The sequence below is a fragment of the Methanobrevibacter acididurans genome (genome assembly GCF_046197875.1).
Taxonomy (GTDB): Archaea; Methanobacteriota; Methanobacteria; order Methanobacteriales; family Methanobacteriaceae; genus Methanobrevibacter_A; species Methanobrevibacter_A acididurans.
This window is the reverse complement of the sequence record NZ_CP166991.1, coordinates 1,641,126-1,659,102: the sequence shown is the minus strand read 5'-3', so window position 1 is coordinate 1,659,102 and position 17,977 is coordinate 1,641,126. Positions and strand designations below refer to the sequence as shown.

Genomic DNA, 17,977 nt, shown 5'->3' with positions numbered 1-17,977 from the left:
AAATTGTCTAATGTATAATAAACTTTTTAAATTTCTAAAATAAATATATTAAAATAGATAAATTTTTTGATATAAATTAATAAAGTTGAGGTAAGAAAATAATGTCCTGGTTTATAGTTTTAATCGCATTTTTATTAGCATCAATTAAAACTACAAATAATAAAAACCCATCTGTTTCTGTTGTAATACCTGCTTATAATGAAGAAAAAACAGTTGCTAAAATTGTAACGGTAATAAAAAAAATAGATTATGTTAATGAAATTTTAGTAGTTGATGATGGATCTACAGATAATACTGTAAAAGAAGCTATATCTGCAGGATCTAAAGTTATAAGTCATAAATCAAATTTAGGTAAAGGTGCTGCAATTAAAACAGGTTTTAAAAATACAAAATCAGATATAGTTGCATTTATAGATGCTGATATATCTAATCTAACCTCAAAAAAAGTTGATAATATAATTAAACCTATACTAGAAGGAAAAACAGATATAACAAAAACAAAATTTGCAAGAGAAAGTGGGAGAGTAACAGAGCTTACCGCAAAACCATTGCTAAAATTTTTCTTCCCAGAAATAGTATTTGAACAACCATTAAGTGGACAATTTGCAGGAAAAAGAACTGCATTAAATAAAATAAAATTTGAAAAAGATTATGGTGTGGATGTAGGTATTGTTCTTGATGCAGATATTCATGGAATTAGAATTCAAGAAGTGGATATTGGAAACATAAAACATGACATGTCCCCATTATCCGATCTTAATAAAATGGCTAATGAAGTTGTTAGAACAATCATTAATAGGGCTGTTGAATACGGTCGTGTTACAATGATGGATACCCTTGGTAATTATATAAGAATGGCTATTATGGGTCTTTCACTTATAATTTTAGGTTTATTCACAATATTTTTTGTTCAACCCATACCATTATTTTTAGGTTCTATAATTGCAGTTATAGGTGTGATACTAACAATTTATTATGTAATCAAATTAGTGTCAAAATCTTTTAATATTCTTAAAAAAGGATCTAGGGGGTCAATATTAAAATCATTTCTTAAAATGCATTTCCCATTTTTAGTGTGTGGATTAATCTTAATTTTAATGTTAACAACATTTATGAGTGCAACAACAATTAATGATGGGGTGATTTCAGTAGAACCAACTTCTAGAAACCTTATAATATTTTCACATCCTGATCAGCAACAAACAATATCTGTTAGAGGACCATATACAGTTGATAGTGCTATTGAAAATGAAACAAATTTTTTAAGGATTCCACAGGATGCTTTAACTACTATGCAAATGGATATAGGAGATACGATTGAGCTTGGCGATACAACTTATTCAGTAAATGAAACTAGGCCGGGAGAAGCAAATACTTTGCGAATACCATCTGATGCTCGAAGATATTTAGATGTTAGTTCAGGAGATGTAATATCTAACAGTCGTTTAAATAGAATATTTGATTCTTCAATTATTTCTCATACAATTAATTCATCAAACCTAAATAATTCAACAGTTTTAAAGGAAAATTTCCAAATATTTGATCATAAATCTAATGAAACAGAAGTAAATATAACGTTAAATGGAAAACACATTAAAACCATTTCTGGATCTTTTAAAAACGATTCACAATATACTCTCTCAGATAATGGAAATATAATAGGAAAATTCAATGGTAATAATATTAAGAATAATGAAACTTTAAAATTTTATAGTGGTGATAATGTTATTGAATTATCTTTTAATGATTCTATGAATGAAACTACATCTTCACAATTTTTATCATCAAATAAAAATTCGTTTATAGAGTTTTATACAAATTAAAAAAAGTTTAAATTTTAAATATTTCACTATAAAAAAAAAATTTTATAGTGAATAATATAATATTAAAAAATAGTAAAAAATTAATCTTTATATACTTTAACTGCTTCTTCATGGTCATTATAGAGGCCTAAAGCAGCTAAAGCTCCTATTTTTCCTTGATCACCAGTAACACTAATTAATGAAATGTTTAATTTTTTAGCTACATTTTCGGCTGTTTGTATGTCCATCATTCCTTTTTTAGTCTTTATAGCATATTCTCTTAATTTTTTAGGTATTTTTAAACCTTCTAATACGGCTATAGCTGTTTTATCTGATAAAGTATCTCTTTTAAGAATTTCTATTACTCTATTAATTAATTTTTCTTTATTCTCTGGTAAAACAGCAAAAGTTAATGCAATAGAAACACAATTTTGAGTTTTATGTGGATTATTTGGATATAATTGAACAATAATATGATCTAAATATTCAAAACCTTCTTTTTTAAGTTCCATCCCAACATTATGTGCCATTGTCCAGGTTGCTCCAGAATCCTTAGTATCAGTATCATCGATACCAATAACAATTTTTTCCATTTTAGGAGTTATAACAGCAGCTTTTCCAATTTTGGATCCACCACCAATTTCAATTAATTCAACTCTTTTAACTCCATCACCCATACCTCTGCACATAGCAGCTCCAACACCAGCACCAGCAAGTCCAGTATGAACAATTTTTACTTCATTACCCTTAACACTAACTTCTTCAATACCTGCAGCATTAAAACTAGCTTTTAAATTAATAGGTTTTTTTCCAACTTTACAAGTGAAAACATGTCTATTTCCATCTCTATAAGCATTAGTAATTAATTCACTACTGTTTTTGTACTGGTGCATTAACCAATGGGAACCAGATACACAGGGGTGAAATTCAACAAGTTCAACAGTATTTCCATCTACCATAGTTATTTCTTTTTCATATGGCGCTACCCATGGATCATTGAATTTTTTCTTTAAATCATTAGGTTTTAAAATTTCCATAATATCATTCTAATAATGTTAAATAAATAAAAAATATTATTAATTAAATTTATATTTCTTCTAATCTCATACACATCTTAACTGCAGCTTCTACAGCTTTTTTACCATAATCTATACGTTTATGTGCATCTAATCTAGTCATACCTGGGCCACTAATACCTAAAGCTACAGGCTTATTATAATCTAAAGATAAATCAGTTATTTTACGAGATGCTTGTTGTGCAACAATTTGATCATGATTTGTTGCCCCTTCAATTACAGCACCTAATGTAATAACTGCATTAATATCATCTTTTTCTAATAATTTTTTAATAGCTAAAGGCATATCAAAAACACCAGGAACTATAATTACCTTTGTTATTTCAGCATTAAGAACTTTAGCTTCTTCTTTAGCTAAGTCTAACATCATTTTAGTTAAATCAAAATTAAATTCAGCAACAACTGCACCAATATTATATTTTGCCATAATTTTTTCCTCCAATCATTTAAATTAATTTACTCATGCTAACATTAATAAGAATCCCGCTACACCACTGATTACCATAATTAATATAATAAATAATGCAATAATTTTCATCCTATCCATAATTATCTCCTCAAATTTTGTTAAAATAATACTAAAAGAAAAACTTCTTTTAAAAAAATTCACATATAAATATATCTTATATTTTTAATTAATTTTATTTATAATATTAACTAAAAAATAAGAAATTATCAAATTTATACTCTAATTTTTTTTATCTAAAAACTTTTTAAAAAAATTTCAATGATTAATATAAGCTAATTTTTTCCATTTCAAAAATTTGGTTGTGTTCCATATATTTTAAGATTTATTAAATTTTAATAATTCTATTTTAACTGCTTCAGCCATCTCATCAGTTGTTGAATTTCCATTTAAATCTGGAGTTAAATTTTTACTTTCTTTTAAAACTTTTAAAATACTTTTATCTAAATTTTCAGCTTCTTCAGTTTCCCCTAAATAGTTAAGCATCATTACTGCAGAAAGCATCATTGCTAAAGGGTTAGCTATTCCTTTTCCCGCAATATCTGGCGCGGACCCATGCACAGGTTCAAAAAGCGCCCCATTTTCACCGATATTTGCTGAAGGAATAAGCCCTAATCCTCCTACAAGACCAGCACCTTCATCAGATAATATGTCTCCAAAAAGATTAGTTGTTACTAAAACTTCAAACGTTTTTGGTTGGGTAATAAGATACATTGCTGTTGCATCAACATAAAAATCTTCTGCATCAATACCTTTATTTTTATAATTTTCAGCAGTTTCATAAAAAATTTTTTTAAACAAGCCATCTGTTTTTTTTAAAACATTAGCTTTATGAACACCAGTAACTTTACTTTTCCCATGTTTTACCGCATATTTGAATGCATAATCACAAATTCTTGATTCAGCCTGTCTGGTGATTATTCTTTTTGCTTCTGCTCCATTTTCAGTATATTTTTCTTCATCTTGTTTATATAATCCCTCAGTATTTTCTCTAACAATCATAAAATCTATATCATTAAAAAGCGCATTTGTCCCAGGATATGATTTCACTGGACGTAAATTAGCGAATAATTCCATTTCATGTCTTAATTTAACTATAACATCTGCTGCAGTTTCTCCAGCGGCTCCAAATAAACAAGCATCAGATTTTTTACATAATTGGATTGTTTTTTCAGGTAATGCTTCTCCATTTATTTCTAAACATTCATCACCTGCTTCAGCAAAAGTATAATTTAAATTTAAATTTAAAGCATCTAAAACAGATAATGTTGCTTTCATAACTTCTTTTCCTATTCCATCTCCAGGAATTACAGTAATATTATACATATATTCACCTAAAGTAATTTTTTAAAGTTTTCTTAATTTATGTAAATTTATATTAAAAGTAAATATTTTAAAATTTTTAATTTTTATTTTAAAATCAGTAAAAAAATTAAATTTGGTTTTGATTTTTAAGATAATTAATCAAACCATTATTTTTAAGGATATTTAACATAAAAGGAGGCAATTTCTTAAATTTAAAAGTTTTTCCAGATTCTGTAATTATTAATCCATCTTTTAAATCTATCTCTAATTCTTCTCCCTCTTCTATATGTCCACTTATATTAGGAGTTTCAAGAAGAGGTAATCCAATATTAATTGAATTTCTATAAAATATTCTTGCAAAAGATTCTGCAATTATGGCATTAATACCAGAATTTTTAATAGCTATAGGAGCGTGTTCTCTGGATGAACCACATCCAAAATTTTTTCCAGCAACAATAAAGTCCCCTTTATTAACTTTATCTTTAAAATTTGGATATATACCTTCCATACAATGTTTAGACAAAGTTTCTTCATCTGTATATATCAAATATCTTCCAGGAAGAATTATATCAGTATCAATATCATTTCCAAATTTCCAAACTTTTCCTTTCATAATATCTTTTCCTACCTATTCAGGTTTAGTTATTCGTCCTTCAATCGCTGATGCTGCAGCAGTAGCAGGTGAACATAAATAAACTTTACCTTCTGGACTACCTTGACGTCCCTTAAAATTTCTATTCGATGTACTGAGACTTATTTCTTCAGGCCCAATTAATCCAGTATGTCCTCCTAAACAAGGACCACAACATGGATTCATTACAAGAGCATTTGCTTCAATGAATATTTTTATTAATCCTTCGTCCAATGCTTTGGAATAAGTTTCTCTTGAAGCAGGATAAATTAACATTCTGGTATTTTTTGCAACTTTTTTCCCTTTTAAAATTTTTGCGGCATCTCTCAAGTCTGAAATTCTTCCATTTGTGCAGGATCCTAAAAATACTTGATCTAATTCAACATCAATTTCACTCACTGGTTTAACATTATCTACGTTATTTGGACAAGCAACTTGAGGTTCAAGATTATTAACTTCAAAATCTATAACTTTTAAAGAAGATGCATCATTATCTGTTTTATATGTTCTAAAATTTTTATTAGAATGTTTTTTAACATAATTAATGGTTTTTTCATCAGGTTCTATTAATCCAGTTTTCCCTCCCATTTCGACAGCCATATTTGATAAAACCATTCTATCAGACATACTCATATCTTTAATTGTGGGTCCTGAAAATTCACAAGATTTATATGTTGCACCATCAGCCCCAATATCTCCAATTATTTTTAAAATAACATCTTTAGAACACACATTATCTTTCAGTGTTCCTTCAATATTGAATTGTATTGTTTCTGGAACTTTAAACCATAATTTTCCTGTTGATAATACCATTGCCATATCTGTAGACCCAATCCCTGTTGAAAAAGCCCCAAAAGCCCCATGAGTACAAGTATGGGAGTCGGCTCCAACAATAATTTCTCCAGGTACAACATGACCGAATTCTGGAAGGATTTGGTGACAAACTCCTTCATTTACATCATAAAAATTTTCAATATTTTGTTTTTTTACAAATTCTCTCATTAGAATGTGGTTATTAGCAGAAGTCAAAGAGTCTGCTGGTACTTGATGATCAAATGGAATTACTACCTTATTATTATCCCAAACTTTTTCAGTTCCAATTTTATTAAAAGATTCAATAGCTAAAGGTCCAGTTAAATCATGCATCATAGCTATATCTATATCAGCAATTACAATTTCGCCAGCATCTACTCTATTTTTTTGTGATGCTTTAGCTAGAATTTTTTCAGACATTGTCATAGACATAAATTAACTCTCCATTAAATTCAATTTCAATTAAATTTTATATAAATTACCAAAATTATAAAGAGTTATATTATTAGGAACATCTTCAATAATGTTTTTTGTATCAAATATTATAGGATTTTTCATATTCTTAAAAATATAATCGTAATCTAAGTTTTTGAATTGATCATGATCTGATAAAATTAAACAGAGTGAAGCATCTTTTGTAGCCTCTTCAAAACTTTCAAAATTATCATTTTCCACATGGGGGTCATGAATTGATAAAGTATATTTATTTTTTAAAAAATTAATAATCTCAAAAGCCGGACTTTCTCTTGTATCACCAGTATTTCCTTTATAAGAAACTCCTAAAATAGCAATTTTTGCATCTTTTTCAGTATCTAAAATTTTTTCAACATATTCAGAAACAAAAGAAGGCATACTTTTATTAGTATCTCTAGCTAGTTTAATTATTTTAGCTGTATCTGGAGCTAAAGCATAAATAAAATAAGGATCAATTGCTAAACAGTGCCCTCCTACTCCTGGTCCAGGGGAATGAATATTCACTCTCGGATGTTTGTTTGCTAATTTTATAACATCTAATGCATTAACACCTATTTCAGCACTAATTTTAGCTAACTCGTTAGCTAATGCTATATTAACATCTCTAAAAGTGTTTTCCATACATTTTGATAATTCAGCAGTTTTTGCTTCTGTTTTCATTATATTCCCTTTAACAAAAATTGAGTATACTTCTGCTGCTTTGTCACTACACAATGGGGTTATTCCACCTACAATTCTATCATTATTGATTAATTCGTTTATAATTTGTCCAGGAAGAACTCTTTCAGGGCAATGTGCTAAATAAATATCTTCTCCAATAATAAATCCTTTATCCTCAAACATTGGTTTTATAATATTATCTGTTGACATAGGTGCAATAGTTGATTCTACAATAATTGTATTACCCTTTTCAACATAGTCTAAAATTTCATTACATGCAGCTATAACATAACTTAAATCACAACTATAATTCTCTTTTATATACGGGGTAGGAACAGTAATTATGAAAACATCGGATTTTTCAGGGTTCATTGAGGCATGATAAACATTTTTTTCAACAGCTTTCTTTATTATGTCTCCAATTCCAGGTTCCTCTATATGTATTTTACCTTTATTCAGATTATTAACAATTCCTTCATCAATATCTACTCCTAAAACATTACATCCATTTTTAGCAAAAAGAGCAGCAGTTGGAAGTCCGATATAACCTTGTCCTATTATACAAATTTTCATTTTCACTACCAGCTATTAAATTTATTTGTTTTTTAATTTAGATTAAAAAGATTATTTTAAATTAATTAAATATTTAATTTATTAATAAATATATTTATTCAATTACTTTTTTTCTTAAAATTTAAAAAACTATATAATTTTAAATTATTTAATTTATCAATTTTAACATTATTATTTGAGCAAAATTTATACAATATTAATATAATAAATTGTATTAATATAATTATAGAAAAATTTTAAAAAAAGTAATAAAATTTAGAAGGTTTTTCATGAGAATATTAATTACTGGTGCAAGTGGAATGTTAGGTCATGATTTACAAAGGACTTTGAAAAATCATGAATTAATATTATGTAACTCTAAAAATTTAGATATTACAAATAAAAATTTAGTTAGTGAAACAATTAATGAAATGAAACCAGATATTTTGATAAATTCTGCAGCTTATACTAATGTTGATGATTGTGAAACAAATTATGAAGAAGCTTATAAAGTGAATGCATTAGGTCCTAAAAATTTAGCTAATGTTTGTAAAGATTTAAAAATTCCATTAGTACATATTAGTACAGATTATGTCTTCGATGGTAAAAAAACTGAACCACTTAAAGAAAATGATAATTTAGGTCCTCAAACAGCTTATGGAAAAACTAAGTTAGAGGGCGAACAATTTATTCAAAAAATACTTGATGAATACTTTATTATACGTACAGCATGGTTATACGGTTGTGATGGTAATAATTTTGTTAAAACAATGTTAAATTTATCAAAATCCCATAATGAAATAACTGTTGTAAATGATCAGATAGGGTCACCAACATTTACTTATGATTTAGCTAAAGGAATTTCAGAAATTATTAAAACAGATAAATATGGTGTTTACCATTTAACAAATTCCGGTAGTTGCTCTTGGTATGAATTTTCAAAAGAAATTTTTAGGCTTACAAATAAAAATGTTAAAGTAATACCAGTTACAACTGAAGAATTCCCAAGACCTGCACCAAGACCAAAATATTCAGTCTTAAACAATGATAAATGGATTAAACAGGGTTTTAAACCTTTAAGAGATTATAAAGAAGCATTAAAAGAATATTTATTAACTTGTTAAATTTAAATTTTTATAAAAAAAGTGAAAATTATGAATATGAATGATAAAAATTATTGGCAACATAGATTTGAAACTGACTGGGAAGAAGCTCATGGCCCAGAACAATCTGCTCTTCATTATCAAATTCTAATTGAAAGATTACCCGAATGGTTAAAAAGAGAAATAAAAAAATATAATTATTCTTTATGTGATATGGGTTGTGGAATGGGTGAAGGATCCCAATTATTACATGAAAATTTTCCAGAATCAAATGTTATAGGTGTGGATTTCGCACAGGCAGCAATAGAAAAAGCTAATAGCAATTATAAAAATCATAAAGTTTCTTTTATATGTGATGATATTTTCGACATAGATAAAAATTTTGATGTAATAATTACTTCTCATACTTTAGAACACTTTGAAGATCCGTTCTTTATTGCTAAAAAATTATCAACAAAATGTAAATATCTAATTATTTCTGTTCCTTTTAGAGAAAATCCATTGTATGAAGAACATTTATTTTATTTTGATTATGAGTCATTTCCATTAAGTTTAGATTCAAAACAATTATTATTTTATAAAGAAGTAGAACCAACTTTTTTTGATGCTGGAAACTATTTTTTAAAAGAACAAATTATTGTTGTTTATGGAGATAATACTCACTCCAGAAATTTTTCTCTTAATGAATTAAATAATTTTAATTATGATGAAAAATGGGAAATGCGAGGTAAATTAGATCAAGAATTAAGATTAAAAAATGAAACAATAAGTCAATTAAACCAGAAATTAAAAATAAAAAATGATGAATTAAATCATTTAAATCATGAAATTGATGAGTTTAAAAATAGAAAAGCAATTAAATGGGCTAATAAAATAAAAAAATTATAAATAGTTTAAGAGGTTAAAAATGAAAGGAATAGTATTAGCTGGAGGATCAGGAACTCGTTTGTATCCAATTACTAAAGCGGTTTCAAAACAATTGTTACCATTATATGACAAACCAATGATTTATTATCCTATTTCTGTTTTGATGTTAGCAGGAATAAAAGAAATTTTAATTATTTCAACACCCCGAGATTTACCAATGTACAAAGATCTTTTAGGGGATGGTTCTGATTTAGGAATTTCATTTACATATAAAGAACAAGCACAACCTAAAGGTTTAGCAGAAGCTTTCATCATTGGTGAAGATTTCATTGGCAAAGATAATGTATGCTTAATTTTAGGAGATAATGTTTTTTATGGGCATAGATTAACTGAAATTTTAGAAAAAGCTACAAAATTAAAAGAAGGTGCTGTTATATTTGGTTATTATACTAATAATCCAGAAGCATTTGGTGTAGTTGAATTTGATGATAAAGGAAATGTATTGTCTGTAGAAGAAAAGCCAAAAAATCCTAAATCTAATTATATTGTTCCGGGGCTTTATTTTTATGATAATAATGTTATTGAAATAGCTAAAAAAGTTAAACCTTCAGATAGGGGTGAAGTAGAAATAACATCAATTAATGAAGCTTATTTAAATCAAAATGAATTAAAAGTTGAATTACTTGGTAGGGGAATGGCTTGGTTGGATACAGGTACACATATAGGTTTACTTGAAGCAGGAAATTTCATTGAAACAATTCAAAAAAGACAAAGTCTTTATATTGCATGTTTAGAAGAAATAGCTTTTAATAAAGGATATATTTCTAAAGAAAAACTATTAAAATTAGCTGAACCATTAAAAAAAACAGATTATGGTCAATATTTAATTAATTTAGCTAAAAAATCATAAATTTTAGGGTAATGATAATATGGGAAAATTTAAAATTATAAAAAAAGAAATTGAGGATGTTTTTACAGTAGAACCAACAGTTTTTGGGGATGATCGAGGATATTTCATGGAAACTTACAATGAAAATGATTTTAAAGATCAAGGAATAAATTTAACATTTGTTCAAGATAATCAATCAAAATCAACTAAAGGAGTATTAAGAGGTTTACATTTTCAATATAAACATCCTCAAGGGAAATTAGTTCGAGTAATACGAGGAAAAGTTTTTGATGTTGCGGTTGATTTGCGAAAGGATTCAAATACTTATGGACAATGGGTGGGTGAAACATTATCTGAAGATAACAAAAAACAATTATTCATTCCAAAAGGTTTTGCTCATGGATTTTTTGTCATTTCTGATGAAGCAGAATTTGTTTATAAATGTACAGATTTTTATGCCCCTGATGATGAAGGTGGAATTTTGTGGAATGATCCTAATATTGGTATAGATTGGCCATTAGATGGAATAAATGAAGAAGATATTCTTTTATCAGAAAAAGATCAAAACTGGAAATTAATGAAAGATACTAAAACAAATTTTTAAAAATAATATAAGGGATGTATATGACTCAAATTTTAATTACTGGCGGCGCAGGATTTATTGGAAGTAATTTCATCAGATATATGATTGAAAAATATCCAAATTATAAATTCATAAATTTAGATGCTTTAACTTATTGTGGCAATCTTGAAAACTTAGAGGGGATTGAAAAAAATCCAAATTATAATTTTGTCAAAGGAAATATTACAGATAAAAAACTTGTTGATAATTTAGTTTCTAAAGTTGATTATATTGTTAATTTTGCGGCTGAAAGTCATGTTGATAGAAGTATAAAAGATCCAGAGATATTTATTAAATCAAATATTTTAGGAACACAAAATTTGTTAAATGCTGCAAAAAAACACAATATAAAAAAATTTTTACAAGTTTCTACTGATGAAGTTTATGGAAGTTTAGGGAAAACTGGATATTTTACAGAAGAAACACCCCTTCAACCTAATAGTCCATACTCAGCAACAAAAGCAAGTGCAGATTTAATGGTAAGAGCATATCATAACACATTTAACTTACCTGTAAATATTACTAGATGTTCTAATAATTATGGTCCTTATCAATTTCCTGAAAAATTAATACCATTAATGATTTCTAATGCTTTAAAAGATGAACCTTTACCAATTTATGGGGATGGAAAGAATATTAGAGATTGGTTACATGTTTATGACCATTGTACAGCTATAGATTTAGTTCTTCATGAAGGAAAATTAGGAGAAGTATACAATATTGGCGGACATAATGAAAAACAAAATATTGAGATTGTTAAATTAATTTTATCCACTTTAAATAAAGATTATTCATTAATAAAATTTGTCAATGACAGATTAGGTCATGATAAACGTTATGCTATTGATTCTAATAAAATTAGAACCGAATTAGGATGGGAACCTAAATATACATTTGAAACAGGAATTGTTGAAACAATCAACTGGTATCTTGAAAATCAAAAATGGATGAATAAAATAAAAAGTGGAGAATATCAAGAATATTATAAAAAAATGTATGGAAATACCTTGAAATAAAATAAAAAAAATGTGATTAGATGACTTATAAAATCAGTGTAATAATCCCAGTATATAATGTAGAAAATTATATTAAAGAATGTTTAGATTCCGTAATAAATCAATCATTAGGGATAGAAAATATTGAAGTAATTGTTGTCAATGATTGCACCTTAGATAATAGTATGAGCATTGTTAATGATTATGCAAAAAAATATCCCTCCATTAAAATAATAGAGCAAGAAAAAAATCAAGGTTTAGGACCTACTCGTAACCTGGGTTTAAAACATGTTACTTCTGATTATGTTACATTCTTAGATAGTGATGACTATATCTCTAAAAATGCATATGAAAATTGTTTAAATTTATTTTCAACTAATGAAAATACAGATTTAGTAATTTATAAATATGAATTATTCAATCCTGATGGAGCAATACCTCCAAAAGATATTCATCAAAAAATTTATGAAAAAGATCATATTATTACTAATTTAAATGATGTTCCAGAAATAATATTTGCAACAGCTTCTTGGAATAAGATTTATTCAAAGAAATTATTCCCGTATCTAAATTTTCCCTCTATTTTATATGAAGATAATATAACTTCTGTTGAAACTTTAATAAATTCCAATAAAATCATTGTTACAACGGATTCAACATATTACTATCGCTATGAAGAAGATGGTTCCTCAATAACTCAATTAATTTCCAAAAAGAATAATGAAGATTTAATCAGATGTATTCTTTTAATATTAAAAGTAAAAGATAATTGTTCTGAATATGAAGATTTAATATACTTCTTAGCTTTAAAATTTACTTATGATGATATATTCTGGTTATTAAATATTAATTTTACATTTGAAGACCGAAAAGAAATTTTCAATAACCTAAAAATTTTGGCGGATAAATTTCCTACAAGAATTTTAAATCTTTTTGAAAAAAATTTCCCAGAATATCCGTTTTCAAATCAAGCAAAATTGCTTGATATTGGGAAAATGAATGCATTAGATTATTTAATCAAATATAAATTTTTTGATGAATATATAAACCCTATATATTTAAGTAATTTATACATTGATGTTGGAAAAGGTTTTAATGAAACAGATAAACTTGGTTTAAAATATAATTTAGATGATATTATAGATTTAAAATTTAATTTGAAAAATTTTAATAAAATTAAAAACATACGTTTTGACCCAATAGAGAATGCTTTTTGTGTTTGTCAAATTTTATCTATTACTTCAAATAATAAGAAATTTAAAGTAGGAAAATATAATTGTGAAAATTTATTAGGTGAAAATAAACAAATTTTTACAACCCCTGATCCTGAATATTTAATTGTAGGGGATTTTGAAAACATTGAATATATTGAAATAAAATTTAAAATCGAAATTTTGTCTAATTCTCAAATTGGGGAACAATTTGTTTTAAAACAAAAAGAAATTGAAAATAATAATAATAAATTAATAAAAGCTTATTCTGATATAGGTGAAAAAGATAAAGCTATTAATGAAAAAGATAAGGCTTTGATTAATTTAAATCAGATAATAAATAATCTAAATGAAGAAATATCTAATCAAAAAGTAATTATTGAATCAAAAAGTAATATAATTGAAGAAATGATTAATTCAAACTCTTGGAAAGTTACTAAACCCTTACGTTCTATTACAGAAACATTTAAAAAGAAATAATTCTAAGAGATTAGTGGAGTATAAATTATTATGAATGATGTATCACAACTTAGCTTTCTTAAAAAATCTAAATTTAATATTAAGAAAGCTTCTCTTTACGAAGAAGCATATAAAAAAATTTTAGACACAGATTTATTTGATAAAGAATTCTATTTAAATACTTATTATAATGTAGCTAAATCAGGAATTGATCCATTAACCCATTATTTATTCTATGGGGGTAATGAAGGAAAATATCCTAGTTTAAAATTTAATGGTAATAAATATTTAAATGCTTATCCTGAGATTATAAGCTCTGGTATTAATCCTTTAGTTCATTATATTCTTAAAGGGCAATATGAAGGTAAAAAAACATTTCCTGTAAACTCTTTACAGTTACATGAAAAAATTTTAAAAAATAATTTACTCTATTTAAATAATTATGTTTTTGATTTTGAGCCTTTAGTTTCTATTATTGTTCTTAATCGTAATGGTTTAAGACATTTGGGGATTTTATTTAAGGATTTTAATGTTAATACTAATTATGATAATTTTGAGATTATTGTTGTTGATAATGGTTCTAGTGATGGTTCTGTTGAGTTTTTAGAATCTTTGTCTGAGGATTTACCAATTAAGGTTATTAAAAATAGTGAGAATAAGTCTTTTTCTGAGGCTAATAATCAGGCTGTTGATGTTTGTAATGGTGATTATGTTCTTTTGCTTAATAATGACATGGAACCTACTTATGGTTGGTTAAATGAAATGATGGGTGCAATGATTTATAATGATAATGTAGGGGCTGTAGGGGCAAAATTAATTTTCCCATATTATTATGACAGAGTCTCAATAGATAAATCTTTCACAATTCAACACGCCGGAGTAAAATTTGAAGAGGTAACAAATGAGGAATATACTTATGGTCCTTATCATGAATATATATTTTATCCTTTAATATTTGATAAAAAATTGAATAAAACTTCAGAATGTATGGCAGTTACAGCAGCAGCTGTACTTATTAAAAAATCTATTTATACAAAGTTAAATGGACTTTCTAACGACTTTTTTTATGGTTATGAAGATGTTGATTTCATGTTGAATCTGAATCAGAAAGGATATAAAATATTATATTGTGGTTCTGCATTATTATTCCATCATGAAAGCAGCACACGAAATAATGAAGGCAATTGTGATGAAATAAACCTTAAAAATATTAAAACTTTAATGAAAAAATGGGATAATTATCTTTTTAAAAGTATTCTTAATGATAAAATTACCCAAAAGAAATTTTTTACAGATAAAAAACTTAAAATAAGTTTTATAAAAGAAGGGAATAGTCAAAAAATCACAGATGGAATAATAAACGGGGATGAAGATTATACCATAATATCAAATTTAGCAAAAGAATTTAATGATATGAACTATAATGTTGATTTAATTTCAAATATTGAAGATAATAACTTTGGAAAAGATGTAGATATAATATTATCCTTTGATTTAGGATATGATGTGGAAAATATAATTTCTAGAAGCAATGTTATTAAAATTATACAATTAAATAGTAGTTATAATTTGATCGATGAAAATATGAAATCTAACATTCTGAAATATGATATAATTTTAACTAAAAATGAGCGAGATTCTAAAGAGATAAAAGAAAATTTAAACATAAAAAATGTTTTTTGTTTAAATGAAAGCAATATTCCTAAAAATTATTATTTTACTGCAGAAAAATTATTAGATACAATATCAAAAGTATACAATTTATAATTTCTAAACTTTTTTAAGAATTTTTTTTATTTTATTTTTAATTTTATTAGTATTATTTTTTTTATTTAGAGAAATATTAGATTTAGGATTTTTAATATTATTGCTAATTTCCTTTAAGTTACTAAATGCTTCTTCTAACTTATCATCTCTTAATTTTTCCATAATATTTCTAAATAACTCAAAATTAGGATTAATGTTTAAATCAATCATATTTAATTCTTTAAATAAGGGTTGGGATTGTTTAAGTAATTGATATTTTTCATTATCCGTAAGTTCACTATTAATTATATTATCTATCCAACTACCTAAGTGCATACTAAACAATAAATCATAATATTTACAACCATTATTGTTTTTAAGGATATTATTAGTGTAAAAATATCCATCTAATAATTTACTTATATAATGGAAACTTTTTGAGTAACTTGTAGAAGAATTATCACTCTCTCTTATTCTAAAACAGTAAACATAATCTGGTAAAAAAGTAATTTTCTTAGCATTTAAAAAGGTTTCTATCATAAAAGCTAAATCTTCAGCAAACATTTTTTCTGGAAAATAAATATTGTTTTTTCTAATTAATTTTTCTGGAAAAATCATTCTCCAAATATTATTTATGGTTATAAAATTAGTATTTTCATCCAATGAATTTATACTCATTTCTTTGGTTACCCATTCATCAGAAACCCAGTCTGCAATTCCAAAAGTTTTAAATCTACCAATCACAATTGAATCTTGACTTCCATTAATTTTTTGATATAATAACTTCAAAGAATCCTTAGGGTAACAATCATCATGATCCATAAACATTAAATATTCTCCATTTGCTTTATTTATCCCAATGTTTCTAGCATTCCCCGGAGCACCTGCTTTTTCACTTAATTTATAAGATAAAATATTATCATATTTTTCTACATATTTTTTAATGATATTTTGAGTATTGTCTGTTGAAAAATCATCTATTAGAATTAATTCAATATTTTCAAACCCTATACTTTGGTTTTGAACGGATTTTATAGTTTCATCCAAAAATTTTTCAGAATTGAAAGTAGGTATTATAACACTAATTTTATACTTCATAATTTTACTATTGATTAAATTATATATTAATTTAATTAATCCAAAATTAAAAAGAGATTTTTAAAAATTTTTAAGCTTATTGAAAAAAATTTTATTAATAAAAAAAGTAATATAACTATTCATAATAAATATTTTATTTAAATTAAATTCTTTTATAAAGGGATATTAAATCATGTATGAAGAAATTTATAAAACTTATCAAAATACTGTAGATGAACATATTCATAGAAATTTATTCATGGATACTGATGCTAATCCAGATAATGAATTAATTAATGATATTAAGAATAATAAGATTGTTATTTATACTGCATTTACTGGTGATTATGATACTTTAAAAGAACCTAAATTCATTGATGAAAATTGTGATTATGTATGTTTCACAGATAATCCGAATGTTGAGTCTGATTTATATAAAATTATACCTATGGAAGATTCTAATTTAGATAATAATCGTAAAGCAAAACAGTACAAAGTTTTACCTCATAAATATCTTTCTAATTATAAGTATAGTTTTTGGTTAGATGGAACTTTTGAAATTAAAAGCAGTTTAAGAGAATATATTTACAAATATATAAAAAACCCAATGCTTTGTGTGGTACATACAGAACGTGACTGTATTTATGATGAACTAGTTGCTTCTTATAATATTGCTAGATACCCTAAAGCGATTATGAATAAGCAAGTAAGTCATTATAGAGATGAAGGTTTTCCTAAACATTATGGACTTGGAGTTATGGGCTCTATATTTAGACAACATAATAATCCAAAGGTTTCAAAATTAATGGATGATTGGTGGAATGAAATAATTAAATATACAAATCAAGACCAATTAAGTTTTGCATATGTGGCATGGAAAAATAATTTTCATCCTTCTGTTAGTCCTGTTTATTACTGGGATAATGAATATTGGAGTAAAACTAGTGGGGAAAAATATCACCATAAATTCGAATCACCTAACCCATTATCTAGTGATAATTTAATAAATTATATTGAAAATAATATGAAAGAAGAAATGACTCTTAAAAAAGAGGAGATATATTTATTGTTAAATGATATTGATACTTTAAAAGTTCAATTACATGATCAAGAGATAATGAATTCAAGAATTAAGAAAGAGGTTAGTACTATGATTAATTCAAACTCTTGGAAAGTAACTAAACCTTTACGAAGTATAAGTAATAAAATTAAGAAATAAACTTTTGAGT

Annotated in this window: 16 protein-coding genes; 9 read left to right on the top strand and 7 right to left on the bottom strand. The window is 25.9% G+C overall.

Annotation, left to right across the window (positions count from 1 at the left end; all coding sequences use genetic code 11):
- Nucleotides 1–101 precede the first annotated feature (101 nt).
- The gene (locus tag ACA135_RS08190; protein ID WP_409198261.1) at nt 102–1,823 is read left to right on the top strand and encodes a glycosyltransferase; all 1,722 of its coding nucleotides are present in this window, start codon (nt 102–104) and stop codon (nt 1,821–1,823) included.
- An 80-nt stretch (nt 1,824–1,903) separates the two neighbouring features.
- Here ACA135_RS08190 and mmp11 read toward each other — a convergent pair whose 3' ends face one another.
- From mmp11 to ACA135_RS08160, 6 genes are all read right to left on the bottom strand, one after another.
- A complete protein-coding gene (gene mmp11 / locus ACA135_RS08185) occupies nt 1,904–2,839 on the bottom strand; it encodes a methanogenesis marker protein 11 (RefSeq protein WP_409198260.1) in 936 nt (311 codons plus the stop codon).
- A gap of 49 nt (nt 2,840–2,888) precedes the next feature.
- Nucleotides 2,889–3,305 carry a 6,7-dimethyl-8-ribityllumazine synthase gene (ribH, locus tag ACA135_RS08180; protein ID WP_409198259.1) on the bottom strand — a complete coding sequence of 139 codons (417 nt, stop codon included), beginning with the start codon at nt 3,303–3,305 and terminating at the stop codon, nt 2,889–2,891.
- 357 nt (nt 3,306–3,662) lie between these two features.
- Nucleotides 3,663–4,670 (bottom strand): isocitrate/isopropylmalate family dehydrogenase, encoded by a 1,008-nt coding sequence (locus ACA135_RS08175; RefSeq protein WP_409198258.1) that lies wholly within the window; start codon nt 4,668–4,670, stop codon nt 3,663–3,665.
- A gap of 106 nt (nt 4,671–4,776) precedes the next feature.
- A complete protein-coding gene (locus tag ACA135_RS08170) occupies nt 4,777–5,262 on the bottom strand; it encodes a 3-isopropylmalate dehydratase small subunit (RefSeq protein ID WP_409198257.1) in 486 nt (161 codons plus the stop codon).
- A 15-nt stretch (nt 5,263–5,277) separates the two neighbouring features.
- Nucleotides 5,278–6,525: a homoaconitase large subunit gene (hacA, locus tag ACA135_RS08165; protein WP_409198256.1), complete on the bottom strand. Its 1,248-nt coding sequence runs from the start codon at nt 6,523–6,525 to the stop codon at nt 5,278–5,280.
- 30 nt (nt 6,526–6,555) lie between these two features.
- A complete protein-coding gene (locus ACA135_RS08160) occupies nt 6,556–7,800 on the bottom strand; it encodes a nucleotide sugar dehydrogenase (RefSeq protein WP_409198255.1) in 1,245 nt (414 codons plus the stop codon).
- 269 nt (nt 7,801–8,069) lie between these two features.
- Here ACA135_RS08160 and rfbD point away from each other — a divergent pair, with 269 nt between their 5' ends.
- Genes rfbD through ACA135_RS08125 form a run of 7 tightly spaced genes read left to right on the top strand, consistent with a single transcriptional unit; the run spans nt 8,070 to nt 15,692 of the window.
- On the top strand, nt 8,070–8,903 hold the full coding sequence (gene rfbD, locus ACA135_RS08155; protein ID WP_409198254.1) for a dTDP-4-dehydrorhamnose reductase: 834 nt from the start codon (nt 8,070–8,072) through the stop codon (nt 8,901–8,903).
- A gap of 30 nt (nt 8,904–8,933) precedes the next feature.
- On the top strand, nt 8,934–9,770 hold the full coding sequence (locus ACA135_RS08150) for a methyltransferase domain-containing protein (protein WP_409198253.1): 837 nt from the start codon (nt 8,934–8,936) through the stop codon (nt 9,768–9,770).
- Between the two features lie 19 nt (nt 9,771–9,789).
- Complete coding sequence (gene rfbA, locus ACA135_RS08145) at nt 9,790–10,659, top strand: glucose-1-phosphate thymidylyltransferase RfbA (RefSeq protein ID WP_409198252.1); 870 nt, start codon at nt 9,790–9,792, stop codon at nt 10,657–10,659.
- A gap of 19 nt (nt 10,660–10,678) precedes the next feature.
- Nucleotides 10,679–11,242, top strand: coding sequence for a dTDP-4-dehydrorhamnose 3,5-epimerase (rfbC, locus tag ACA135_RS08140; RefSeq protein WP_409198251.1), 564 nt, complete (start codon nt 10,679–10,681; stop codon nt 11,240–11,242).
- 20 nt (nt 11,243–11,262) lie between these two features.
- On the top strand, nt 11,263–12,276 hold the full coding sequence (gene rfbB, locus ACA135_RS08135) for a dTDP-glucose 4,6-dehydratase (RefSeq protein ID WP_409198250.1): 1,014 nt from the start codon (nt 11,263–11,265) through the stop codon (nt 12,274–12,276).
- Nucleotides 12,277–12,296: 20 nt separating this feature from the next.
- A complete protein-coding gene (locus ACA135_RS08130; protein ID WP_409198249.1) occupies nt 12,297–13,946 on the top strand; it encodes a glycosyltransferase family 2 protein in 1,650 nt (549 codons plus the stop codon).
- 30 nt (nt 13,947–13,976) lie between these two features.
- Nucleotides 13,977–15,692 (top strand): glycosyltransferase family 2 protein, encoded by a 1,716-nt coding sequence (locus ACA135_RS08125; RefSeq protein WP_409198248.1) that lies wholly within the window; start codon nt 13,977–13,979, stop codon nt 15,690–15,692.
- A gap of 3 nt (nt 15,693–15,695) precedes the next feature.
- On the opposite strand, the gene ACA135_RS08120 is transcribed toward ACA135_RS08125, so the two are convergent.
- Nucleotides 15,696–16,769, bottom strand: coding sequence for a glycosyltransferase family 2 protein (locus ACA135_RS08120; RefSeq protein WP_409198247.1), 1,074 nt, complete (start codon nt 16,767–16,769; stop codon nt 15,696–15,698).
- A gap of 172 nt (nt 16,770–16,941) precedes the next feature.
- Here ACA135_RS08120 and ACA135_RS08115 point away from each other — a divergent pair, with 172 nt between their 5' ends.
- A complete protein-coding gene (locus ACA135_RS08115) occupies nt 16,942–17,967 on the top strand; it encodes a glycosyltransferase domain-containing protein (RefSeq protein WP_409198246.1) in 1,026 nt (341 codons plus the stop codon).
- The last annotated feature ends 10 nt before the right edge of the window (nt 17,968–17,977 follow it).